The 24,843-nt window shown below is 65.7% G+C and carries 19 protein-coding genes; 8 read left to right on the forward strand and 11 right to left on the reverse strand.

Annotation, left to right across the window (positions count from 1 at the left end; translation table 11 throughout):
* Positions 1-44: 44 nt before the first annotated feature.
* Positions 45-542 carry a gluconokinase gene (locus tag ACWGSM_RS03880; RefSeq protein WP_452321656.1) on the reverse strand — a complete coding sequence of 166 codons (498 nt, stop codon included), beginning with the start codon at positions 540-542 and terminating at the stop codon, positions 45-47.
* Positions 543-804: 262 nt separating this feature from the next.
* Here ACWGSM_RS03880 and ACWGSM_RS03885 point away from each other — a divergent pair, with 262 nt between their 5' ends.
* A complete protein-coding gene (locus ACWGSM_RS03885; protein WP_452321657.1) occupies positions 805-2,301 on the forward strand; it encodes a SulP family inorganic anion transporter in 1,497 nt (498 codons plus the stop codon).
* A 174-nt stretch (positions 2,302-2,475) separates the two neighbouring features.
* On the opposite strand, the gene ACWGSM_RS03890 is transcribed toward ACWGSM_RS03885, so the two are convergent.
* The 7 genes from ACWGSM_RS03890 to ACWGSM_RS03920 all read right to left on the reverse strand — a co-directional run bounded on the left by ACWGSM_RS03890 (position 2,476) and on the right by ACWGSM_RS03920 (position 7,008).
* A complete protein-coding gene (locus ACWGSM_RS03890) occupies positions 2,476-3,813 on the reverse strand; it encodes a DUF222 domain-containing protein (protein WP_452321658.1) in 1,338 nt (445 codons plus the stop codon).
* Between the two features lie 114 nt (positions 3,814-3,927).
* On the reverse strand, positions 3,928-5,229 hold the full coding sequence (locus ACWGSM_RS03895; RefSeq protein ID WP_452321659.1) for a hypothetical protein: 1,302 nt from the start codon (positions 5,227-5,229) through the stop codon (positions 3,928-3,930).
* 113 nt (positions 5,230-5,342) lie between these two features.
* Complete coding sequence (locus ACWGSM_RS03900; protein ID WP_452321660.1) at positions 5,343-5,714, reverse strand: hypothetical protein; 372 nt, start codon at positions 5,712-5,714, stop codon at positions 5,343-5,345.
* Between the two features lie 55 nt (positions 5,715-5,769).
* On the reverse strand, positions 5,770-6,423 hold the full coding sequence (locus tag ACWGSM_RS03905; RefSeq protein WP_452321661.1) for an NAD(P)H-hydrate epimerase: 654 nt from the start codon (positions 6,421-6,423) through the stop codon (positions 5,770-5,772).
* Positions 6,424-6,427: 4 nt separating this feature from the next.
* A complete protein-coding gene (locus tag ACWGSM_RS03910; RefSeq protein WP_452321662.1) occupies positions 6,428-6,553 on the reverse strand; it encodes a hypothetical protein in 126 nt (41 codons plus the stop codon).
* A gap of 105 nt (positions 6,554-6,658) precedes the next feature.
* A complete protein-coding gene (locus tag ACWGSM_RS03915; RefSeq protein ID WP_452321663.1) occupies positions 6,659-6,868 on the reverse strand; it encodes a DUF4177 domain-containing protein in 210 nt (69 codons plus the stop codon).
* A complete protein-coding gene (locus ACWGSM_RS03920; protein WP_452321881.1) occupies positions 6,865-7,008 on the reverse strand; it encodes a DUF2510 domain-containing protein in 144 nt (47 codons plus the stop codon). Before ACWGSM_RS03920 ends, ACWGSM_RS03915 begins: the two co-directional genes overlap by 4 nt.
* A 378-nt stretch (positions 7,009-7,386) precedes the next feature.
* Here ACWGSM_RS03920 and ACWGSM_RS03925 point away from each other — a divergent pair, with 378 nt between their 5' ends.
* The 5 genes from ACWGSM_RS03925 to ACWGSM_RS03945 all read left to right on the forward strand — a co-directional run bounded on the left by ACWGSM_RS03925 (position 7,387) and on the right by ACWGSM_RS03945 (position 17,131).
* The gene (locus tag ACWGSM_RS03925) at positions 7,387-8,292 is read left to right on the forward strand and encodes a hypothetical protein (protein WP_452321664.1); all 906 of its coding nucleotides are present in this window, start codon (positions 7,387-7,389) and stop codon (positions 8,290-8,292) included.
* A gap of 102 nt (positions 8,293-8,394) precedes the next feature.
* Complete coding sequence (locus tag ACWGSM_RS03930; protein ID WP_452321665.1) at positions 8,395-9,027, forward strand: DUF2510 domain-containing protein; 633 nt, start codon at positions 8,395-8,397, stop codon at positions 9,025-9,027.
* Positions 9,028-9,141: 114 nt separating this feature from the next.
* The gene (locus ACWGSM_RS03935; RefSeq protein WP_452321666.1) at positions 9,142-11,223 is read left to right on the forward strand and encodes a GmrSD restriction endonuclease domain-containing protein; all 2,082 of its coding nucleotides are present in this window, start codon (positions 9,142-9,144) and stop codon (positions 11,221-11,223) included.
* 1,462 nt (positions 11,224-12,685) lie between these two features.
* Positions 12,686-15,661, forward strand: a complete 2,976-nt coding sequence (gene dcm / locus ACWGSM_RS03940; protein ID WP_452321667.1) for a DNA (cytosine-5-)-methyltransferase — start codon at positions 12,686-12,688, stop codon at positions 15,659-15,661.
* A 3-nt stretch (positions 15,662-15,664) separates the two neighbouring features.
* Positions 15,665-17,131: a hypothetical protein gene (locus ACWGSM_RS03945; protein WP_452321668.1), complete on the forward strand. Its 1,467-nt coding sequence runs from the start codon at positions 15,665-15,667 to the stop codon at positions 17,129-17,131.
* A 108-nt stretch (positions 17,132-17,239) separates the two neighbouring features.
* Here the strand turns inward: ACWGSM_RS03945 and ACWGSM_RS03950 are convergent, their stop codons facing one another.
* Together ACWGSM_RS03950 and ACWGSM_RS03955 are read right to left on the reverse strand one after the other, a co-directional pair.
* Complete coding sequence (locus ACWGSM_RS03950) at positions 17,240-17,656, reverse strand: hypothetical protein (RefSeq protein ID WP_452321669.1); 417 nt, start codon at positions 17,654-17,656, stop codon at positions 17,240-17,242.
* 123 nt (positions 17,657-17,779) lie between these two features.
* Positions 17,780-18,124: a hypothetical protein gene (locus ACWGSM_RS03955; protein ID WP_452321670.1), complete on the reverse strand. Its 345-nt coding sequence runs from the start codon at positions 18,122-18,124 to the stop codon at positions 17,780-17,782.
* Positions 18,125-18,447: 323 nt separating this feature from the next.
* Here ACWGSM_RS03955 and ACWGSM_RS03960 point away from each other — a divergent pair, with 323 nt between their 5' ends.
* Complete coding sequence (locus tag ACWGSM_RS03960) at positions 18,448-19,452, forward strand: nuclease-related domain-containing protein (protein WP_452321671.1); 1,005 nt, start codon at positions 18,448-18,450, stop codon at positions 19,450-19,452.
* Positions 19,453-19,498: 46 nt separating this feature from the next.
* Here the strand turns inward: ACWGSM_RS03960 and ACWGSM_RS03965 are convergent, their stop codons facing one another.
* Positions 19,499-23,230 carry a hypothetical protein gene (locus ACWGSM_RS03965; RefSeq protein ID WP_452321672.1) on the reverse strand — a complete coding sequence of 1,244 codons (3,732 nt, stop codon included), beginning with the start codon at positions 23,228-23,230 and terminating at the stop codon, positions 19,499-19,501.
* Between the two features lie 213 nt (positions 23,231-23,443).
* Here ACWGSM_RS03965 and ACWGSM_RS03970 point away from each other — a divergent pair, with 213 nt between their 5' ends.
* The gene (locus tag ACWGSM_RS03970; protein ID WP_452321673.1) at positions 23,444-24,823 is read left to right on the forward strand and encodes a plasmid pRiA4b ORF-3 family protein; all 1,380 of its coding nucleotides are present in this window, start codon (positions 23,444-23,446) and stop codon (positions 24,821-24,823) included.
* The last annotated feature ends 20 nt before the right edge of the window (positions 24,824-24,843 follow it).

The following is a 24,843-nucleotide window of genomic DNA, read 5'->3' on the forward strand; positions in this document are numbered from 1 at the left end:
TCACGACGGCGAGCGCGAGCCCTTCCGAACACGGAAGGCCGGCGTCACAGCTGCTCGATGATCTCCGCGACGATGTCGTCGGGCGCCGCGTCGATCGAGACCACGATGCCGTCCTCGTCGGCGCCCAGGCGTTCGAGCGTCGCGAGCTGCGATGCCAGCAGTGAGGCGGGCATGAACTCGTGCGAGCGCGCCGCGGCCCGCTCGGCGAGCAGCGCGTCGGGTCCATCGAGATGAACGAAGCGGATGCGCGGAGCCGCTGCACGCAGCCGGTCACGGTACGCCCGGCGCAGCGCACTGCAGGCGACCACGAGACCACTGTCGACCGCTTCCGCGAAGCGCCGACCGACGGCGTCCAGCCAGAGCCAGCGGTCATCGTCGGTGAGCGGCACGCCGGCGGTCATCTTCGCGGTGTTCTCGACGGGATGCAGCGAGTCGCCGTCGAGGAACGGCACGCTCAGATGCCGGGCGAGCCGCCCGCCGACCGTCGACTTGCCACAGGCCGAAACGCCCATGATGCAGATCAGCGGGGGCTGCTCATTCACTCGTGCACCTCGTTCACCGGTCGTGCACGGTGCCGTCGAGCCGAGCCGAGCCGAGCCGAGCATCCCGACATTGCCTGATAGTTGATCACGTAGACCCACCTAATCGGCGTCGTCGAGCGATGTCAACTGATCGACGAAGCCGCCAGAGCCCCCATCGTCGATGAACGCCACCGCGCGTACGGCCCCGCATCCTCCTCGGCGCATCCGCTCTACGCTGGAACGTCTGCCTCATCCCCCTCTCGAGGCGCCTTCAGGAGCACTCATGTCCACCGCATCCGTCGATGATCCCGCCCGCTACCGGCCGAACCCGTCGGTGCTGACCGCGCTGAAGAGCCCGCGGATGCTGACCCGCGAGGTGCTCGCGGGTCTCGTGGTGGGCCTGGCGCTGATCCCCGAGGCGATCGCGTTCTCGGTGATCGCCGGGGTCGATCCGAAGGTGGGGCTGTTCTCGTCGTTCATCATGGCGGTGTCGATCGCGTTCCTGGGCGGGCGACCGGCGATGGTGACGGCCGCGACCGGCGCCGTGGCGCTGGTCATCGCGCCGGTCGCGCCGACGTACGGCATCGACTACTTCATCGCGACGGTGATCCTCGCCGGGGTGTTCCAGGTGATCCTCGGGGTGCTGGGGGTGGCGAAGCTGATGCGGTTCATCCCGCGCAGCGTGATGGTCGGGTTCGTGAACTCGCTGGCGATCTTCGTGTTCAGCTCGCAGTTCCCGCAGCTCATCGACGTGCCGTGGCTGGTGTATCCGCTGGTCGCGCTGGGAATCGCGGTGATGATCATCATGCCCAGGATCACGAAAGTGATCCCCGCGCCGCTCGTCTCGGTCGTGATCGTGACGGGCGTGGTGCTCGCCTTCGCGATCGCGGTGCCGACCGTGGGCGATCAGGGCGAGCTGCCGCGCAGCCTGCCGTCGCTGTTCATCCCGAACGTGCCGCTGACGTGGGAGACGTTCACGATCATCGCGCCGTACGCGCTCGCCGTCGCGCTGGTCGGGCTGATGGAGTCGCTGCTCACCGCGAAGCTGGTCGACGAGATCACCGACACCCACTCCCGCAAGGGTCGCGAGGCGTGGGCGCAGGGAGTGGCGAACATCCTGTCGGGCGCCTTCGGCGGCATGGGCGGCTGCGCGGTGATCGGCCAGACGATGATCAACGTGAAGGAGTCGGGGGCCCGCACACGCATCTCGACGTTCTGCGCCGGAATCTTCCTGTTCCTGCTCGTGGTCGTGTTCGGCGACTTCGTCGCGACGATCCCGATGGCGGCGCTGGTCGCGGTGATGATCATGGTCGCGATCGGCGCCTTCGACTGGCACAGCGTGCGCCCGTCGACCCTGAAGCGGATGCCGAAGAGCGAGACCTTCGTGATGGTCTCGACCGTGGTGCTCGTGCTGCTGACCCACAACCTCGCGGTCGGCGTCGTGGGCGGGGTGCTGGTCGCGTCGGTGCTGTTCGTGCGGCGGGTGGCGCATCTGGTCGATGTCACCCGCGTGGTCTCGGATGGCGTGGCTACCTACACCGTGACCGGCGAGCTGTTCTTCGCCTCGAGCAACGACCTGACGACGCTGTTCTCGTACTCTTCCGATCCCGTCCGGGTCGTCATCGACCTGTCGGGATCGCACGTGTGGGATGCCTCGACCGTCGCGGCGCTGGATGCCATCGAGACGAAGTACGCGGCGTACGGGAAGTCGGTGGAGATCGTGGGGATGAACGACGCGAGCGGGGTGTTTCACGGGCGCTTGAGCGGCGGGTTCGAGTAGGGAAGAACTCACGCCTGCACGAACGCCACCGCCCGCACCGGCGCGCCGTCGCCCTGCAACGCCTGGCCCCTCCTGACGCGCTGAGCGTACCGAAGTACCCCTAGCCCCACATGGGCCAGGCGCCACGCCTAGCGGATGCGCCGCGACCGCGCGGACGATCACCGACGCGCAGGATTAGGCTGCGATGTCGAAGCGCGCTCTCCCACCCCGGCGAGGCGTGCGAGCGGGGTCGACGTGCGGCGGCGGCACGAACCACACGGTGTTGCCGCGGCCGGGTGGGTCGATGCGGATGTCCCACCCGTTGTCGTGGATGCGATGATGGCAGGTCTCGCAGAGCAAGACCCCGTTCGCGAGATCAGTGGGCCCGGCGTCGCGTTGCCACCATCGGATGTGATGCGCCTTGGCCATGCCGGGCGGCAGTCCGCACATGGCGCATCCGCCGTCGCGTTCGGCGAGAGCGAGTCGCTGCGCCGGGGTGAACAATCGTCGCCGGCGCCCCCAGTCGAGCACTTCACTGTCTCCGCCGAGCACGCACGGGATGATCCCGCCGTCGGCAGCCATCCGGCGAGCCGCGCTGACGCTGATCGGCTGATCGATCCCGTCGATCGTCGCCGAGCCGGTCCCCGCCTGAAGATCCTGCAAAGTCATCCGCACCACCACGGTCGCGCCTGCAAGCGCGGGCGCCTGTGTCGTGCAGCCGAGCATGTGCGATCCGAACAGGCTCAGGGCGTCGGCCTGCAGCATCGGGACGGTGCGGCGATCGGCATCCGGCGCATCGGGATCCGGTGCGTCCTGTCGAGCCGCGAATGCGGCGGTGACGTATCCGCGGATCGCGGTGATCACCGGGGCGGCACTCTCGGGATCGAGCAGCGCGTTCAGGTGCACCATCCCGTCACGCTCGAACATCGTCAGTGAGCGCTTGGCGCGCTGCTCTTCCGCGCGCGGCTCCACTCCGTCCGGGTCCAGCCACGCCTCGGCACGGACGATCAGCTTGCGCACGTCGTCCAAAGACAGCCCGACCGCGGCCTCGGTGAGGATCCGCTCGCCCTCGCTCGTCCGCTCAGGCCCTGCAGCGATACGGCACCGATCGAGCAGGCTGATGATGAGCCCGGCCACCTGCGAACTGACTGCACCGTCAGACAGGGCTTCCCGCACCAGCGGATAGCGCGCGGGAAGCCGATCACCGAGCAGATCCGCCCGCGGAGCCGTCGCCTCCCCAACCTTGATGAGTCGAATCGCATCCCCCGTCGAGACGCCGGTGGTCGCGGCGATGAGTTTCGCCGGCGTGCGGTACCCCTGCTGCTTGGCCAGGCTGCCTGCTCCGAGCTCAGGACGCGACTCGCGAGAGATCCCCGCGGCGACGTCGGCGTGCACGGCATCCAATCGACGCTTCACCATCCCGATAGCGCTGTCGATGGCGATCAACTGGGTCAGATCCGTGGCATCTTCCGCATCGCCCCACGATCGATCGAGCGACGACATCGCTTCGATCAACGGCGTGAGCTTCGACATGCATCAATAGTACTTGTGTTCGATCAAGAGATCAAGCATTTACCGAAACTTTGTTCGAATATCTGCGAGCCGCTCTCGTCGGGCGCGGTGCTCAAGAGTCCCCGCACCCAACGCTCAGCCACGCTGCAAGGCGAGACGCGCCGCCGCCCGGATGTGCGGCGTCACGAGGCCGAAGGCACCGCGAGCCGACAGCGCGAGCAGTCCGTCGGTGAGCTCGCGAAGCACCCGATCCGCTTCGCCCCGGGCGAACCCCGCGCGGGAACGGCCAGAGTCGTACCAGTCGCCGTACTCGTCGTAGCTTCTCGTCTTGCGCGCCGCGTGCGCCTGCTCGAGGTATCCGGCGAGCTCGTCATACGACGCGGCGGATCCATCGGCGAGTGCGAGCAGAGCCGCGGCGCGAGAGAAGCGGCTCGTGTCGTACGAGTACGAGTACGTTCGCGCCCCGTCCGCGATCGCGCTGACGACCCGCGGGAAGGCCTTGACCGGATCGGCCATCAGCTGCTTCCCGAGTGCGGTGACCACGACCCGTCCTTTCAGCCGCCGGATGAGCCCCGCACGCCGCGCGAACGAGCTGAGCAGATCCGCCGCAGCATCGGCATCCCACTCGACGCCGGCGACGACCCCGTCGACGACGCTGGTCGGCAGCCACCCACTGGTGGCGTCCTGGTCGGTGCCGTCGGGCCCGACCGCGTCGATCAGGGCGCGCAGCGCGTGGGTCGCCTGTCGCACCGCATCGATGTCCAGCTGGTTGGCGTCGAGCAGCTCGGTGGCGTTCAGATGAGCTCGAAGGGCGAGCCGCCGAACCGGGGTCAGCGGTGCGAGCAGATCAGCGGCGAGCGAGCCGACGGAGATATCGTCGGGAATAGTTCGCAGGGCCTCCGCGCGGACGAACGGCAAGACGATGCCGAAGCGACGGACAAGCTCGCGGTTGGCCTGATCCAGATCCAGCGGCTGCGCGCTCGTCTGCCAGTCCTTGGAGGGCCGCAGCGAACTGTCGATGCCGGCACCCACGATCGACACACTCGCGTCTCCCACCTGCGGGTCGGGCGCGCGATCAACGGTGATGTCGACATCGTACGGAAACGACGGCACCCGCACCGCCGCCTCCGCCAGCGCGGTTGGCTTGTCGAAGAAGTCGTCATCCGCGTAGCGCACGGGACGGGCCGCGAACGGTATCTGCCATTCGTCTCGAACCACCCAGTTCTCGCCGCAGTAGACGTCCGGGTGGCGATACCTGAGTGCTTCGATGTCGTCATCACACGCTTCGACGCCGATGCTGAGCAGGTAGGCGTCCCACAGCCATGTCTCAGGCGAGTGCTTCGGAAGCTCGATCGTCCTGTCCCACTCCGGGCGACCCGCAACCGACACATCGATGCGCACGGCCGACGGAACGAACAGGTGCTCGCGATAGTTCATGCAGGCGACGATAGGCATCCGCTCCGACGCTCACCGCGCCGCATCCCGGGACCTGTGGAACACCTCTCAGAACCAGCCATTGTGCAGAAAGACTGGCCTCGATGCGAAAGCCGTCAGCGCGCCTGATATCCGGCGTGCAGCGCCTCGCGGTTCGGTCGCGCCCCCTGCTCCAGACGGCGGAAGAGCCATACCGGGTCGATCTGCAGGAAGTAGCGGAACAGGATCGTCACCGACTTCTGCGTCACCCGGCGGTCGTCGATGAGCAGCTGCACGCCGTGATCGACCGACCATACCGCGGCGGTCGCCCCGTCGACCTTCACGACCCACGACCATCCGGGCGCTCGCACATCCGGCGACACCTGCTCGATGACGGCGCTGAGACGCATGCCCCGCCGCACGCGCACCACCGCAGCGTGCGAGACGACATCGTCGCCCGCGGCGACACTCTCACGATCGACATGCACCTCGACAGATGAACCGAACACGACCGCGAGCCTAATTCGCGGCGGGCGCGCGCCATCGGATCAGTGGGACCCTCGGCTAACCGGCCCGCCTCTCGGCCACGGTGGCCTGGCCCACCGCGTCGTTCGGGTCGAGCCTCAGCCCGATGTCGACCAGCACGATGCGCCCGCACAGCCGCGGTCCTTCGCCACGGGTGAGACCGGCCTTGACCGCGCCGAACGTCACCGTCGTCGTCGCGGCGAGGACGACCTCGTCGGCCGCGCCGGTGTCGGCGTCGAGTCCGCTGGGCAGGTCGACGGCGACGACCACGGCGGATGCCGAAAGCAGGGCGGTCACCGCGTCGCGGGCCTGCCCGCGCAGGACCCCGCGCGCGCCGATGCCCAGGATGCCGTCGACGATCACGTCGTAGGCGGCCGGGTCGAGTTCGTCGAGACGGATGCCCGTCGCGCCGGCCTTCGTCGCCGCTCGCAGCGCCTCTGTGTGCACCCGGTCGGAGGTGCGCAGGATGTCTACGGGAACGCCGCGTGCCGCGATGTCGGCAGCGGCGAACAGCGCGTCGCCGCCGTTGTCACCTGGACCGGCTAGCACCAGCATCCGTTCGGGTTCGTGCTCGGTGATCACCTCGGCGAGCGCAGTGGCCGCCCGGCGCATGAGCGGCACACCGGCGGCGAGCAGCGGCGCCTCCCCCGCGCGCACCTGGGCGGCGGTGAAGGTGGGGACCGTGGTGGCCATGCTCTTACGATGCCGTACCGTCGGCCTCGGACTCCAGGTCTCGGAGCCGGCGGAGCTTCGCCCAGGGGTAGAAGGCGATCCACATGATCGAAGCGATCGAACCGCCCATGATCATCGACGCGATATCCATGACCGGGACTGTACGCGGTAGCTGAGCGGCTGGGATCCCCCGCGAGGGGGACATCGAACGCTTCCTCCCGATCACTGCTGCCTCCTCATATGCGGGCGCGAGCTCTCAGGGCGGCCGTTCGAACACCATCGTCGCCTGGATGCGATCGCCGCCGCCGCCGAAGCCGGTGCTACCTGACGAGGAGGTGGTGATCGTGTGCAGTCGGTATCCGAGAGCGGCCTGCTTGTTGATCACCTTCTCGAGCTCGGTGAGATTCCCCGACCCACTGCCGAAGAACTTCTCTTTCAGCACGACCTGCAGCACGACGTAGCTCATGCCCTGCGGCGCGGGGCGCGGCTTGGGGCTCCGCCTTCTGCGTCGGCGCGTGCTCGGTTGATCGTCCCGTCGAGGCCGGGTCCTTTCGGAGCAGGCGGCTGCACGGAGTCGGTCCACTGCTGACCGTCCCACCACCGCATCGTTCCGGATCCGTCGTCGTACCAGCCCGCCTGTGCCTCAGCCACCCGAGCTCCTCTCTCATGTCTGGCTTCATCGCCATCTCTGAGACACCGTAGCGTCGAGACGTGCGCTACTTCTTCCCGAAATCCATACGGGGCACGAGATTCGCGGCGCGGTAGTGCCACCCGGGTAGATCGTTGTCATTCCGCGACTTCGAATGTCACACCCGACCGCTAGTATCTGGATCAGTTGCTCCGCACGGACGACAGGAACTCCCCGGGTTCAGAGTCTCGCGCCCATCACTCCTGGGCGGTGCTCGGCGTGCATGCAGAGCGCGCCTACGGCAAGCCGCCGTCGGACAATCCGGTGCTGCGCGCACCCTCCCGAAAGAGTCATCCATGTCGATCCCCAACCCTCCCGCACCCGATCAGCCTCCCGTACCACCCACTGCGCCGTACGGCACGACTCCGGTCGCGCCTGCGCCGTACGCGGCCGCTCCCCCGGCACCGTACGCGGATGCTGCCGGCCAGGCCGCCGCGGTGCCCGGCAAGAAGAACGTCGTCGCCCTCATCGCGATGATCGTCGCCATCGTCGGGTTCATCTTCGCGTGCGTCCCCGGTGCGCTGATCGTGGGCTGGGTTCTGCTGCCGATCGCCTTCGTGCTGAGCATCGTGTCGCTGTTCCTTAAGGGCGGGCGCAAGTGGATGGGCGTCGTCGGCCTGGTCGTGTCGATCATCGGCACGATTGTCGGGTTCATCGTGTTCTTCGTCGTCGTCGCGACGGCGTTCGACCAGTCGTTCGGCAGCGGAGACACCACCGTGTCGCAGCCGGTCGAGCAGGACGCCGAGCCCGCCGCGGATGCCGAGGAGCCGGCGGCGGATGCTGCGGCCGAAGGCACTCGCGAGAACCCGTACCCGCTGAAGTCGACCATCAGCAATGAGGACTGGACCGTCGTCGTGAACTCCTACTCGACCGACGGCGCCGCCGCCGTTGAGAAGGGCAACATGTTCAACGAGAAGGCTCCGGCCGGCTCGCACTACGAGATCGTCAACTACACGGTCACTTACAACGGCGCTGAGTCGGGTCTCTCCGGTGAAGTGCAGATGGCCGCGGTCACCAGCTCGGGCAACGTGCTGAACAGCTACGACGCCATGGTCGCCCTCGAAGACGGCTTCGGCCTCGACGAGCTCTACAAGGGCGGCTCGGCTACGGGCTCCGAGGCGTTTCTCGTGCCGGACGGCGAGACCGTGCTGCTGCGCGTGACGCCCGGCATGTTCGCCGACGAGGTGTTCGTCAAGCCGTAAACACGCAGTCCCGCTGGGGAGCGGACGCTACGGCGGGGAGTTCCCACGAGGGGTCGGAACTCCCTGCCACGGCGCCGTCAGCGCAAACGAAGGGCAATCAAGATGTCGCACGACTCACCGACAGCACCCGCGGGATGGTATCCGGACCCTTCGGGGGTGCCGCGGTACTGGGACGGGACGCAGTGGCTGGATATCCCGCCGCCAGCGCATACAGTTCACGACGAGACGGCGAAGCCACCGTCGGGTAACCGGCGGGGCCTGTGGATCACTGCAGCTGCGCTCGCTGCGATTCTGCTGATTGCCGGCGGTGCAGTGGCCGTGGCGACGAAGGTTCAGAGCGACCAGGCGGAAGCGGCAAGGTTGGCGGAAGCGGAGGCCGATGCGAAGGCCGAGAAGCGAGCGGCCGCAGAGGCAGAAGCCGAACGCGAACGCAAAGCGGCAGCGGATCAGCGGGAGCGTGCGAGCCGCGAGAGCTCGGTCACAGAGATCGAGGCATCGGTCAAGACGTTGGCCGAGACTCACGTCAAGGGCGGATTGATCGAAGGCGAGATCATCGAGGTGACCTGTTCACCCGTCGACGGGGGCTCGATGGACGATCTCGGGCAGCGAACCACCGTCTTCCAGTGCTTTGTCGCGAACGAGGACAATGGCGACGGAACGATGTCGGGCTACTACTACAACGCGACAATGAACTGGGACACCCAGGAGTACAGCTACGGACTCGGTGAGCCGTGATCCGAAGCTGAGCTCGACCTAAAAACTCGCGCTAGTTCCAGCGCCTTGACGCCATCACTTCGAAGCAGGAGCCCGATGAAGACTGATTTGACAACACCTCAGGGGATCTTCGGAATGCCTCAGCACCTCACGGTGCCGATCTACCAGCGCCCGTACGTGTGGTCGGAGGATGAGCAGTGGGCGCCGCTCTGGGCGGATATCCGACGCGTCGCCGAGCGTCGTATCGAGGCTCCCGGCTCGCCGGTCAGCCACTTCCTCGGTGCGGTCGTCACACAGGACGCTGCGGCCGGACCGGTCGGTGTCCAGGAGTTCGAGATCGTGGATGGGCAGCAGCGCCTCACCACGCTGCAGCTTGTGCTGGATGCCGCTGCCGCCGCGTTCGAAGAACGAGGCTTCACCGCACTGGCCGGGCAGCTCGGCTTCCTCACCCACAACGGCGCGATGTTCATGGCGTCCGCCGACTCCGGCCTCAAGCTCCGGCACACGAACCGCGACCGATCTGCGTTCGACGAGGTCATGCTCGCTGATCCGCCGATCGAGTATCGAGAGCTCGAGCACGGCGAAACGCTGATCGCCAGGGCCCACGAGTACTTCGCATCTCATATCGGGGCTTGGCTCGACGCCGACCCGCAGAACGCGAGCGCTCGGGCAGATGCCCTCGCGATGTCGTTACAACTCTCACTTCAGCTGGTGATCATCCGGCTCACCGCTGATGAGGACTCTCAGGAGATCTTCGAGACGCTCAATGCACGAGGAACGCCGCTGACGGCAGCGGACCTGATCAAGAACTACGTGTTCCAGCGACTGCGGGCTGAAGGCACAAATGCCGCTGAGGCCTACGCTCGCTGGCCCTTCGAAACGAAGTTCTGGGAAGCCGAGGTGAGCGTCGGTCGATTCGCTACGACGCGGAGTGCGTTATTCCTGGGGCAGTGGCTCGTCGCGCAGGTCGGCAAGGAAATCAGTCCGCGGTCGACGTTCGCACGATTCAAATTCTTCACTGAGCACGAGACCGAGCGGTCGATGTCCGATCTCCTCGAGCTGATAACCGCACAGGCCAAGGAGTATCAGCGCCTCACCGAGCGCGCGGCCGACTCACACGCCGACTTGGATCGCGTCGAGCTGCACTTCTACCGCATGAGCGTTGCGCAGGTGGAGATGACTAAGCCGATCGTGCTCTGGCTGCTCTCCCCAGACTCTGGATACAGCGACGCAACCGTGGCGTCGGTGATCGACTCTGTCGAGAGCTGGATCATCCGTCGGCGCCTGCTGCGGCTGCAGAGCAGCGACCTCGGCCGCGTGGCTGCAGAGATGATCTCCTATGCACGCAGCCTCCCGGAATCTGATCTGGTCGCGGGTGTCGAGCGGTACCTGACCGGACTGGTCGCCGCCAGCACCTACTGGCCCGGCGACGACGAACTGCGCACCACGTTGCGCTCCATGCATTTCTATCGCCGGTTCTCACAGCCGATGCAGCGCCTCTTCCTTCAGGCGATCGAGGATTGGTACCGGGGATACGCCTCGGCGAGCCGCTCGAAGACAGGCATCCGCGTGCACCGCGACAAGCACCAGGTGGAGCATCTTCTGCCCCGTGGCTGGCGGACGCACTGGCCAGTGGCGGATGCCGCCGCCGAGGCCGAACGAGACGACGCCGTGCATCGCCTCGGCAACCTCACCCTGTTGACGGGTTCGCTCAACGCATCCGTTTCGAACGCGGCCTGGTTAGGCGACGGCGGGAAGCGCGCAGAACTGCGAAAGCACGATGTGTTCCTGATGAACCGACCCGTCATCGACGACTCGGTCGACGGATGGTACGAGGTGAAGGTCGCGCAGCGAACGGATGCGATGATCGACGCTTTGTTAGAGACCTGGCCGGTTCCGGCTGGACACGAGGGCAAGACCGTGGATCGTTCGTCGCGTTTCAGTAAGGCCACCACGACATACGCAGACCTGATCACCGCGGGGCTACTCGACGTCGGAGCCACTCTCGTGTGCACCGACGAACGCCGGCCGGAAGCACGCGGCACGATCCTCGCCGGTGGGCAGATGCTTTACGAGGGCAAGACGTACGCGAGTCCGGCGGCCGCCGCGCGGGTCGTACGCGGCGGCCGAAGCGGCAACGCCTGGTACTTCTGGCGTCTCGAGAGCGGCGCGTGGCTGAAGGATCTGCGCGAGCACATGCTGCGGATGCGCGACTAACCGGCGAAACTATATCCGAGAAGCGCAGGGAATCCGTCTGGACACTCAAGTTCCGGGTGTGCACTTCCTCGGCGCTGCGCGGAACGAAATTCCACGATCGGGGTGCGCGCCGCTTCTACCCGATGGTGTACACACCGTTCTCTTCGAGAATCTGCGTTGGACGCCGCGGACGAAATCCTCACGCATCGTCCGCATCCCGAACCCGATGAGCTCGGAGCGATTTCCGAATCACGCGGATTCCATCGCACATTCATCAACTCTCCGTTCACGTACACCGATATGCGAGCAGGCTCGGCCGGCAGGACGTCCATTGAAGCAGACGGGGTGCACTCGGCCGCCTTTGATATCCGCCGCCGTGATCGGTTGTGTGGGGCGCCGGCGGTGGACCGTTGAGCGAGGCCGCGCGAGAGTGTCGGCAGCCGCCCCCAGTTACGGCGGCGATGGCAAGGAGGATTCACTGCTGTTCGACCTGGAACCTGTGGTCTGTAGCGCCTTACCACCCCTGAATCCATGCCGCTTGCGCGGTCCGCTCGGAACCATAAGATTTGCAAATCGAAATGCGCCGGAGGGGTCGGCCAATCCCTGCCGATCTCTGAACCGATTCCTTTCATAAATCGCTCCGCAAGCAGTATCTCCGCATGATCAGGGTTTGATGTCGGCCCGTGATGACCCATATAAGATACGATCACGGTGTCGATCATCTGGATCGGCCGGCAGCGCGCGTGCGGTGCTCTCGCCCCGCTCGTCTTATAGAACTGTTCAACCCGCCGGCGGACGTTGCTACATCTGACCGACCAACGAGCGACGCGCCCGCTTCAGGCACCTGCTTGATGGTTAGAGGGCCGTCGATCGTCGGCGTCACGCAATAGACCCGGTACCGGAAGCGACGTTAGAGCAGCTGCTCAGCCGAGGTCGTGAGCGCACTGACCTGACAAGGCGCTTCTCTGAGACCTTGGCGCCGGCGCGCTCACGACGGGGTCATCCGAGGTAATGAGGCGATGAGAGCGACAAGCGGCGGGAACGAGCGCGTCCGATGGGCTCGCCGAAAGCCAAACAGAACACCTGTCCGCAAGAGCAGCCCGCAGGGAAACAACCGCAACGACAACTGACGTCCGCCCCACGAACTACAGTAGCCACGACCCAGCTGAGACCTGAGACACGTCGCCAAGTGTGCCCGTTCTCACCTGAGCAGGAGGATACGATCAGAGGGATGGGAAATCCGTTGACACTCGCAGCGGTAGAGCGCGCCGCCACCCGACCGATGGACGCAACCGAAGTCGTTGCGGCCTCTCGCCGTGCCGCGGCTCACGCCCACGCCCACGCAATCCGGACGACAGACCGTCGCGCACTCCATGACTCACTGGATGACCTGCTAGTCCGCCTGTCCCGCACGCCGCTCGCCGAGATAGCCAAAATCGCACACGACGAGGCTGAGGTACGGACCCTCGCCCACACAATCGACGTGAACGATCTCGCCGTTCACCAAATCGTGTCAAGTGTTCGCGAGCCCCTTGTGCTCGCCCACGCCGTTTCGCTCCTTACTGAAAAGGCTCTTCATACCCACATCGACCCTCGCACGGATCGCGCGGTCAGAAACCTCTCCGGGTCCAAACGAGCGGGAACCTTCTTCACACCACCGCGTATTTCACAGGAGATGGCCACATATGCCCTTCAGGGCCGCGATGAGATCGGCATTTCCCTCGAACCGGCGTCAGGAACTGCTGCTCTTTCAGTCAGCCTCATCGCAGCCGCCAGTCATGCTGGCGTGTCTATTCAGGAAATCGTTGCATGGGAGATGAGCGAATATCTCGCCAAACTATCCGAAATAGTCCTCAACGCTGTTGTAGAACGACTGAACTCTTCGACTCGCATCACCGTTCGGGCAGGCGACGCAATTGCCCGTTTTGCAAAAGACGCTATATATCCGGATCTGGTCATAATGAATCCGCCATATGGTCGGGTTAAATACCTTGCATCTGAGGCAACCAACGCGGAGACCAGGGCAGCAAACACATCGGCGGCAATTAACGCCGGTAGGGACTGGGCTAGATCGACCCAAGCGCGGTACGCGGGTGCAGCATCCAACCTCGGTCTCCGCGAACGGGGGCTTGACCATCAGCGCGTCTTCATGGCGGCAGCGATGAACTCTCTCAATCACGGTGGACGCATGGTCTGTATTGCGCCTTCAACTTGGATGAGCGGTCCCCAATCCAAAGATATTCGCGAAATCCTTCTGTCACGACAGAGGGTCGAACGGATCGTACTGTATCCCGAAGACGCGAAGCTCTTTCCCACAGTAAATCAGCCCACCGCAATCGTGGTCGCCGATCAATCGATGCGTCACGAAGGGATCGAAATCGTGATGCGCTCTCGCTCCCCGGAGGATAGCTCACGGCACACCGCAAGCTATCACGAAATCTTGAACGCGCCCGATCGACAGATGAGCGTACCTTTGATGAAGCCCGAGATGCGAAATGCGTTCATTGTTGCATCTCAGCTCCCACGACTTGCATCACAAAACATAAAGAACGCTCGGGGTGAGCTGGATCTCACCGCGGACAAATGGATGCTCTCGAACGTCCCGAACAACACACGAGTAATTCGCGGAGACCAGATCGAACGCTATCGACTCTTCGAACCAGGCAGCTCCGCCAAGGCGGGGTTCATTTCCCAAGACGGTCTTGCCACGCTCCGAAAGCGAGCCAAATGGCCGGATACTCAGGCGCCTCGCATCGTTGGCCGCCAGGTTGCCTACATGGGGAAGTCTCGGCGCTTGAGCTTCACGGAGGTACCCTCGGGTCAAGTTGTCGCAAATTCCTGCAACTATCTCCTGGCGAGCAACCAGCAAACACATTTCGCACTGCTGGGGTACTTAAACAGCACTGTGGCCGAATGGTGGTTCCGGCTTCACAATTCCAACAACCATGTCTCGAACGGCGAGCTCGCGACATTGCCATGGCCGTTCGCTGACGCCTCGGTCCTTGAGGCCGTTGCAGCTGCGGCTTCACTGCGCTTGGACTCGAACATAACGAATATCGGATCATCAACCCGCCTTGAGCAGATCATTGATGCCCTAATCTGCTACGGAACAGGCCTAACTCCAGCTTCAGCGAGACCTGTGCTCGCAGGGACGATGAACACCGTAGCTGAGGAAAACGTCCTCGCCCTCTTGGAACAGTTTCGCAAACATGGGGTACCTCGCCACCTTTTGCGACGATCTACCTGGATGCAGCATGAATTGAACACGCTTTCCGCGCTCGACTACGAAATGATTCGGCATGTCCCAGCCGGAGGAAATTGGCAAAATATTCCGGAGTCGGTGCCATCCCAGCGACTGGCGCAAATTCGTGAGATGTCTGCCCAACGAGGCATAGTTCGCACCACATACTACGGTCGGTTACGTGCAGATCAGCCGTCTTACACAATCGCGACTTACTATAATCGGCCAGGAAATGGAACCAACATCCATCCATACGAAGACCGGACCCTGTCACACCGAGAGGCCGCGAGACTGCAGTCGTTCCCCGACTCATATGGGTTCATAGGTGGTGACGGCGCGATTCGCACGCAGATCGGGAACGCCGTACCTCCATTGCTCGGACACGCAGTTGCGAAGCGTCTGCGCGAAGCTGGCGTTGAAGATGGGCCTGTCGTCGACCTGTTCGCTGGAGCGGGCGGCTTGTCCCTCGGGTTCGAGCTCGCCGGCATGGATGTGGCCGTCGCGGCCGACAATAACCCGGCCGCATTGCGTACCTATGCGTTCAATCGGCCAACCGAACCCATTCCAGATCCCGGATCCACGCGGACTTTGCTTGTCGAGGCCGACCTTTCGAACAAGGACGTCCGCGAGGGCGTTTACGAGTCGATTCGTCAGAAACTCGCCGGGCGGCAGCCAAGTGTTCTCGCAGGCGGACCGCCGTGTCAAGGCTTTTCGTACGCGGGCTTTAGGGACCCAAATGACCCTCGAAGTGACCTGGCGGTCGCGTTCCTCGATTTTGTAGAAGCCCTCAATCCGCACGCGGTTGTGCTGGAGAACGTGGAAGGACTGCTCACCTCGCAAGGTGGCCGCGTTGCGGCCGAACTGATCAGCACGCTCAACGATCTCGGCTATCCCGTCACTAGCCCCTGGCTTCTCGCAGCCGAACAATATGGGGTTCCCCAAATGCGGCGACGAGTGTTTCTCGTAGCGATGAAGGGCGCGCCTGTGTCTCCGCCCGCTCCCGTGTTTGATCGGTGCAAGGGTCGACGCGAAGATCAGTCGGTTAGTCGAAATGGTTCGTATCCTGTCACAAGCGCTGAAGCATTTCTCGGCCTACCATCGATCGTTGCACGCTCGAGCCGTCCCAGGTTGCCTGCAAGGACCGCGTATTCGCGCTGGGCGAGCGGAGAGCTAGATGCCGATACCTACTTGATCGAGCACGCGTCGTCTAAAGGATAGGAAATGAGCCTCGCTACCAAGGAAGTTGGCGATTTTCGTGACGCGGTCACGCGTCTCGCAAGTTTCGGCAATTCGCAAACTCGTCCGCTTGGGCCGAATTTTGGCGTAGCGATCGCGGTGATGCTCCATCGTCATGATCCGTCTCGCTTCATGGTTACTTCGGATGGAGAGCCGACAACAACCAGCCAACTTCAATTGGAGGTGTGTGATCCCACATGGGAGAAGAAGGAAGAGTTCCTTCCGAGCACGGCCTCCGGACCGATCTACAAGCCGTTCACGGAAAGCTTTAAAGGGCGATCGCCTGCAGTCAACAACTGGCGAAACTCGTTCGATATCCAAGGTGGCATCGGATGCAACGCTCCGCTTACCCCGCTATATCTTCAATCTGCGGATTATATCGCGGAGCATAGGTTTGATTGCAGATTTCGTGATCAGTTGACAGGCCAATGCGGGCTATCGCAGGTCGATGCGAAGTGCTTCAACCCAGAGAAGAAGGGCAATGGGGTTCCCGCTTGGGCCCCAACCAACGCGGGTCATCGACCAAAGTTGCTGCGAAGGGCAGCAGACTCGAGCGGTTCCCTGGGGTACTGGTCGATTGAACCCACGGTTGACAGTCTCGCTGATCTGCTCCGCGATCCGGGTGTTCGTGTGCCTGCCAATGACTTTGCGACTGTGCTCTTCGGGGGAAGCGCCTACTGGTCGGAGGAGGGAAGCGGCAATTCAGCCGTACGACTTCAAAAGCTTCTCGCCCTCGATGATGAACGCTTTCTAACCATTTTCGAGGGCGCCCCAGTTGCCGAAATATCCGTCAATCAACAGACTGCCAGTATCGCTGCCTCGGAACCCCCACAAGACGCAAGAGATATCCTTCCGCTCAACTTCGTCCATAAAGCGTCACTTGCAGCACCGCTCGACTATGTCGAAGCTGACCTCACTATAGTCATTCAACAGGCAGGAAAAGAAGGAGATCCTGAACAACGCAGGCGTTTGCTCGAAAGTGCTACCCGCGGGCACCGGCGTGTGCTTAACACATTGGCTAAAGCACTGAAGCACAGGGGCTACGACGTCGATGAACAGCCCGGCGGATATGACCTTCATGCGTTCGATGGTAAGTTCCGCCATCTTCTCTTCGAGGCAAAGACCTGGACTGCGTCGAACCTCGCGTCCCAGGTTAGATCTGGTTGGGCGCAGCTGGAGGAGTACGCTTATCGAAACCAATACCTCCTTGGGGAGTCCGTTGAACTCGTCCTGGCGCTAAATCACAAGCCACCCGTTGACTTCTGGGCATGGAGCTGGTTCACGAATCGTGGAGCTCCCTACGTGATATGGCTAGAGGGCGAGCACTTTGCAACATTCGACGATCATTCAGGCTGGCTTGATGCACTGATGGGGACCGCAGATTCAAGTGCCAACGGTGGGTCTGCGATCCCTGTGCTTCCCTTCGACCTCGAGAGCAGCCAAGAGCCGTAGTTCGTCCAGCAGATCGGTCAACACGATCAAACACCTGGAGAGCACTGCCCCACCTCATACGAATAGCAGCTTTCATCGTCGAGCCCGCGCGAGGTTGGAGAGACGGGGTCAGGCATCCCCTCCCGCGTCGATCCCCAGCCGCGAGCTCGCCGCCTCGATGCCCCTAAGCGCCTTCGCGTTTCCGGCGGGCTGCACGGCCTTGCGATACGCGCGGCGAATCTCCGCCGAGACGACGTCGGTGAGGTAGCCCCACGGGTCTTCGGTCACCATGAGCCAGGTGTGCTCGGCATCCCACGCGGTGTCCTTCACCACCTCGAGAACGACGGCCGCGGCTCCGTGCGGATCGATCGGCGCGCCCACCTCGGCGAGCACGCGGCGTCGGATCTCTGGAACGATGCAGCGAAGCGCCTGACGACGGAAGCCGTCGCGGTCGAGGTCCTCCTCACCGACGTTGAAGATGCCACTGGCGCGCAGCGCCGTGAGGAAGGTGCGCAATTCGTCGTTGGTCCAGTTGATTTCGGGCATGACGGTCTCCTGTCGTGAATGAACGAAACAAGAGAGCCGCCGCAGCCCGTTACGGGTGCGGCTTCTCTCGGAGACGTCGAGGGCGACGGGACATAGGGATGAGAGTACGCGAGGGTAGAGGCATCAGGGCGGTGCCGCTAAGAGACAGTGCCACGACGTTTCGACTTGCTCCGCTCGCTCAACGATCGGGGAGGCAGTGATCTTCCAGCGCACCACGGTCCCCACCACCGCAATCACCAGCGCCACCCCCACCGGCAGCACCTCCACCTCCAGCGCCATCAAGAAGATCTGCCCCGCGACCTGGGCCATCTCGCGCAGGTCGCCGTCGAGCACGCGCATCCCGAGGGCAGAGCTGATGGCCGTGAACACCGCGGGCAGCATCCAGAGCGTGAACAGACCGACCGCCCACACGACCAGCCGCGAGAGCGGACGCACCCCGCACCAGATCAGCGCGGCCGCGACGATCACGGCGGGCACCCAGCGCAAACACCATGGCGAAGATGCTCAGCGCGTCGTACTGGCTCAGCGGCAGCAGCGAGGACGGCATGTCGGAAGTCTCAGTCTCCTCGTGCCACAGGTTCTGCAGCGGCAGCCGGCCGCCGCCCACCCACGACGGGAAGAGCATGAGAACGGCTATCGCGACGCCGACGATCAGAGAGACCCAGGCGGGCCTCGGCGCGGCAGAAGAATTGACAGCGGTGTCGGGATGCACGAGGGCAGTCAACCGGGCGAGATCTACGCGTGTCGACAAACGGTCGGAGAACGCCGGCGTTTGCTGCTTTACTCAGGGCGTGGATACGACGACGACGTACGGTGTGGGACTGGCCCTCGTTCTGCTGCTGGTGCTGGTGCTGCTCGTGCACCGGCGGCAGCGCCGGAAGTGGAAGGCGCAGCGCGCTGACGATGCGCGGCTGCATCAGCAGCACCTCGCCGGTGTCGCCGCCGAGCACCATCAGCACGTCCTGGCGCTGCAAGCAGGGCAAGCCGCCAGCGACGCGCTGCGCGACCGGGCGATGCACCTCGCCGCGCGCGGCATGCGGTGGGAGCTCAACTCCCGCGAAACGCTGGTGAAGGCCTGCGAGGCCGCGTCGCTGAACGCCATCGTCGCGACCAACGTCGTCTTCGCGGTCGTCTCGGAAGAGCGCGCGTTCTGCGCGCAGATCGACCACGTCGTCGTCACCGACAACACCGTGCTCGTCATAGACAGCAAGTACTGGAACGGCTTGGTCTTCGACGGCACCCGGCCGTCGCAGCTGGCCGCTCCGCTCGCGGCGCTGCTCGACGAGAAGAAGCTGACTCCGCCGTTCGCCGTGCATCTTCGTCAGCGCGACGACGCATCGATCGGCCTGCGGATCGAGGCTGGGCCGGCATCACCGGCTCGCCAGGTTCGCCTCGGTGCCTCCCGCCTGCACGCGTACCTGGCTCCCCGCGTGGGTGAGCTGCCGTACATCGACACGTGCGTTTTCTACTCGCATCCGGATGCCACGGTCGTCACCCCGGGTTTCGACGTACAGGGCAGAGCCCGCACATCGATCGCCGATGTGCACACGATCGGATCGATGCTGCAGCGGGCGCACACCGCCCGCCCCGAGCAGTCATCGCCTGAGCGGGTCGACCGGATCGCCGAAGCGCTGACCGAACTGGGCGCCGACATCGTGCGCACCGGCGCGTTCGCTGTCGACCGCCCGGTGTCGCCGGTCGCGCTCGAGTACCGCGTGCAGACACGGCGCGAACGCTCCCTCGCCCGCGCCGGTTCCACGCCCGCCCCACCACGTCCGGGCGCGGCCGGTCGTTGACGCCGGCGTCAGGCATCCGGCGCCAGCCCAAGAAGAATGCCGCCCCTCAGCGATACAGCTGCCGCGCGACGTAGTCCTTCTTCTTCTTGCCTCCCACCAGGATCTCGTCTGGCAGGAAGGCCTCTCCGTTCGCTCCGGCCTTGAGCGCATCACGGCGCTTCGCCTCATCGCTCAACGCGGCGTCGGCCGCGAACGCGTCGAACGCCGCCTTGCGCGTGCCGCTCGAGGTGGTCGCATCGGCGAGCGCCGCAGCATCCCAGCCGAACGTGTTCGTGAGCAGGTCTTTGTTGGCCTGAGCACTCAGCCAGGTGACATCGCCCTTGTACGCGGCCGCCTCGAACGTGATCATCTGCGCGAAGGTCGGCGCCCGAGAGGTGAGCGTCGCGAAATGGGCGGTGTGTTGAGTCTCGTGGCGCAGGGTGAGCACCCCCGCACCGCGTACGAAGTCCTCGGCATCGGCGAGAGGAACGCCGTTCGCCACCGCGTCGGCGATCATCTTCTGCAGGGCCGAGAGGTTGACGTAGATGTTCTTCGGGTCGTCGGTCCACGCACCGAACTCGACGCCCGCGTAGGCCTTGCCGTTCGGGTGCGTCGCGAGATCGCGCAGGGTCACGCCACGCAGCGCGATCCCGGCCTTCAGCGCATCGTCGCGGAGGGTCTTCAGCAGCAGCGTCTTCGACGAGCGGATCGACGTGCTCGATCCACGGGTCTTGAAGTCGGCCAGCATCATCGGCACACCCAGTGCGGAGGTCGTGGCGCCCAGCCGGTCGGGGGAGACCGACGAGGCGTCATCGGCGAAGGCGAGCTCGCGCGCGAAGCCGCTCGGCCCCGGCATGAAATCAGTGCCGCCCGAGCCGTCGGATGCCGCATCCACCGTGCCCGTGCCAGCGGAGGGATCTGTGGATGCCCCCGACTCGGCCGACGAGCCGCCCGCGCCGGATGAGACGCCACCGGAGCCGCCGCGCGTCGTCACTCCCCGCTCGTCCATGTCGCGGCCGTGGTTGATGCGCGCGCCGTCGCCCGAGATGCCCGCCTCACGCCCCTTGGCTGCCTCGCCCGACTTGATCGCGGTGAACATGTTCGCGGCGGCCTTGCCCATCTCGGTGGCCTGGGTGGTCGCGGCCTGGAAGTTCGTGCTCGCGATGCGACCCGCCTCTGTGGCGGCGTTGAGGGTGCCGGCGGATGCATCCTTCGCCACGTCCTGCGTGCCGGCGAGGCCGGCCATGTCGCGGAACATGCTTCCGTTCGCCAGCGCGCTGAGCGCCGCCGAGAGCCCCGCGGGTTCGGGCAGCACAGTGGGTGCCGAGATGCCCAGCACCGGTGCACTCAGCTGCCCGGGCTTCAGATCATCCGTCGTTCCACGCGATCCGGTCCCGACCGGAGAGATCTCGGGCGGCTGCAGCGGGATCGGCGAGTCCTGCCAGTTCCAGAACCGGGTGATGTCGAGCTTCTCGGCCGCGTTCGAGCGCCCGAGCACCGCCTCGGCGAAGACGCCGGCCGTGGGGATGGGCACGAGCCGGGTCGACTGGGTGCCGAAGTCGATCCCGCGGTCGCGCAGCAGATCGCGCCAGGTCGCGTACTGCGCGAGCCCGCTGGCGTCGCCGTCTTCGGCGGGCGCGCGCAGCACCAGGTAGTTGCCCGACACGGCGATCGGATTCGGCTCGACCTGATCGGCGAGCGGTTTGCCCAGCCACGACACATCGGCGAGCAGCAGAGCGAGGGATGCCGCATCCAGACGCCCCAGAACGACGCGGGTGTAGTGGCTGCGGTTCGCCTGCAGGTGGGCGAGCAGCTCGGCGCGGCGCCCCACGGCATCCCCCCGCAGGAAGCAGACCTTCTGCATCGCGCTCGTCGCCAGCACGGCGATCGGCACGACGGCGAGCGACTGCTGCCCGTCGGATTCGTACCGGATGACCATCGACCCCTCACCCGCGGCGGCCGAGTCGCGGGCCACGTGGATCGCGTCGATGCTGCGCGCGGCGACACCCTGCGGAAAGTCGACCTGCCCCGTGCCCGCCGCCACCATGAACGTGCTCGCCTCGGCGGCGACCCCCGGCTGGTCGAGTCGCACGCGATCGACGACGACATCGTCGAACGCGATCGAGGTGATGCTCGCGTCACCGGGGATGACCTCGGCGATCGGCCCGGGACGCACGACGGTGAATCGGGTCACCACGCGCGTCGGCTGCCGCGGGTCATCCACCGGCGGCACGTCGGGCGGATCGTCGGGAAGGGGAGCGTCGTCGCCCACCCGCCGCATCGCCATCCGTGCCGTCGCGGCGGCCGCCGCCGGCGCCACCGCCAGGTCGGCGACCGTGATCGGCCTCGGCACCCGCACGGCACTGTGCACCTCGATGCGCCCGCGGTCGTCGATCAGCAGATCCGCCGCGCGCGGCGTGAGCGCGCCGGCGAGCAGTTCGCCGCGGAAGCGCGCGACGAGATCAGCATCGGATGCCGTGCTGAAATCCAGCAGCTCGAACGGCAGGAACAGCGCCCGGTCGAACCGGTTCAGCTGCACCGTGACCCGGTAGATCTGCACGACCTCGTAGTACTGCACGGTGAGCGCGTGCATGTGGTTGTAGTTCGCGACGATCCGGGTGCTGACCTGCTCGTGCTCGGACTGCGAGACCTCTCGCACGGCTGTCGCTCGGCGGTTGCGCACTGAGGTCGCGAACTGCTCGGTGCGGTCGTTGACCCGCTGATTCATCTCGGCGAGCACCGAGCGCGACCCCACCGACCACGATGCGCTCGTCGCCTCGGACTGCGTCTCGGATGACTGGCTCGTGTACGAGCCGCCACCGCCGAAGCCGAGCGCGCCGCCGATCGCACCGGCCATGCCCGCGATGCCTCCGCCGACACTGGCCGCGAAGCCCTTCGACTTGCTCGACGACTTCGACCATCCGGTGGCGATCGACCCGCCCTCCTGCATCTCTTCGGCCACCGCGTTCTGCACTTCGCTGATCGCGCGCACATGGTTCGTCGCGTTCGACAGGCGCTCCCCCTCGTCGACCGACTCGCTCGCCGTCGTCGTGGTCTTGCGGGTCCAGTCCATGACCGCGAGCCGGGTCGCCTCGCCGGGTGCGAGCGCGAGGGAGTGGACCATGTGCCCGAGAGTGAGTCCCTGCGCGAACCACGACTGCGCGTAGGTGGCTATCGCCCCGATCGCCGGCGCACCGAAGGCGAGTCCCCCGCCGGCCAGTTTCGCGAGCGAGAGAGGCGCGGAGAGCGGCTGCTGAGCCTGGGCGGCATCCGTTCCGAGCATGAAGAGCGTGTCGTAGTAGACGCGCTCGGTCGGGTAGTCCCCGAACGCGGGGCGCAGCTCTTCGGCGGCTCGCTCTTCGGTGTTGCCGAGATCGGTGCCGAGCGCGACGCCGACCATCTCGTGCGCGACGCGTCGTGGCGGCCACAGCGCGAGCTCGCGGATCGTGCTGACCGACAGCGCTGCGGTGAGGGCCAAGGCGACGGCCTGCGACACCCCGTGCAGCCGTCCGAGGGGCAGACCGGGCACATCCTCGGGCGGCACTCCCGCTCCCGACGTGCCGAGGATGTCCTGCGGCACGAGCTGCACATCGGAGTCGGCCGCGGCGAGAGCGGCCGACGCGCGGGCGAACACCGACGAGGTGCCGAGGTCGAAGATCGATCCGATCGTGAGGGACGAGAGGGCGGATGCTGCCGCCGCACTCACACCGATCAACTCGGTGACCGGCTGCTCGAGCAGCTCGCGAAGGCTGAGCTCGCGGCTCGACTCGCGGACGAGGTCTGCAAAACGGACAGGCATGGCTGTCTCCGATCCGCGTCCCGCGGGGCGCACGCTGACGATCGAGATGATGCGAGGAGCACTCCTCACATCGCCGGATGCTACTCCGCCGCGCGGCTCCGCGACAGGCCACCTTGCGAGGACGCCACCACCCCATCCCGGCGAGACGTCACTTCTCGCGGGCGGGCCACCGCGCCGGGGCCCGCTGTCGTACCCCGCCCGTACGCTGACCTCATGACCCGGTACCGCCGGCGCGTCGCCCTCGTCGACAGCGAACCCGAGATCTGGCGCGAGTTCGACATCGACGGGCGGATGCCACAGCGCTCACTGCACATCGCCCTGCAGACGATCATGGGGTGGCGCGAATCGCACCTGCACGCGTTCACCGATGCCGACCCCGACCGGCCGTCAACGCAGGGGCGGCGCTGGGAGTCGCCCGACTTCGCTGCTGAGAACGGGGCCCTGTCGGAAGACGCGGCCACCGTCGACCAGGTTCTCTCGAACCTCGGCACCCTCTGGTACGAGTACGACTTCGGCGACGGCTGGGTGCACCGCCTCGATGTCGTCGAGCGCCGGCCGGATGCCCCGCTGCTCGCGCCCGTGGTGCTGCTCGACGGGGCGAACCGCGGGCCGTTCGAAGACGCCGGCGGCACGCACGGATACCGCGACAAGCTCGCCGCGCTGGCCGATCCGCAGCATCTGGAGCACCGTGAGGTCACCGGCTGGGTGCGCGCGACCGTCGGCCCGTGGGCGCCGCTCTCGCCCGGCGCGTTCGACCTGGTCGGAGTGCAGAGTGAGCTGAATCTTATGTTCAACCCACAGGGGTCGGGGCTCTCGCCGTACGACATGTCGGGTCTGGTGAAGAGCGACGAGTTGCGCCGCCCGGGAGACGTCACCGACGCGTCGCCGATCGTCGAACTGGCGGCGCAGCTGCCGCCGCCGATCCGCTCCGAGCTGCGCCAGCACCTGCACCGCACCGGCGTACTCGAGCCGCTCGAGCCGCTCGAGTTCGACGACGAGACCGCGGCGCGCATCGTGCGCCCCTTCACCTGGCTGATGGAGGCCGTCGGCCCCGACGGCCTCGCCCTCACCGCCGCGGGATGGATGCCACCCGCCACCGTGCTCGCCGGCATGACCGAACTGGGCCTGCTCGACGACTGGATGGGCGCGGGCAACCGAGAGGATCTCACCCCGCCGATCTCCGAGCTGCGCGACGCCGCCCAGCGGCTCGGTCTGGTGCGCGTGCAGAAGGGACGCCTGCTGCTCAGCGCCGCGGCGAAGAAGGCCCTCGGCGACGCCCGCGCGCAACTGCAGCTGATCGCGCGCGGGCTGTATCGCAAGCTCAGCGACGCCGAATCCGACGCCGCGGCCCTGCTGCTGCTCGCCGTCGCCGACGGCACGCCACTCGTTGAGCGCTGGCACGCGATCGCGTTCGGTCTCGAGGTGTGCGGCTGGCAGTCCTCCACCCGCCTCGCGTTCACCGAACGCGACATCGCGCACGTCACGTTCCACCCGCAGCGGGTGCTCGACCTGCTGGGGGAAGCGCTGCGGCGCCAGCATCCGGCGACCGCATCCGACGACCTGCGTCTGTTCGCACGGGCGGGGCTGCGGTGAGGGCCATCGGCCGGCGCGAA

The organism is Microbacterium sp. NPDC055521 (assembly GCF_053619695.1).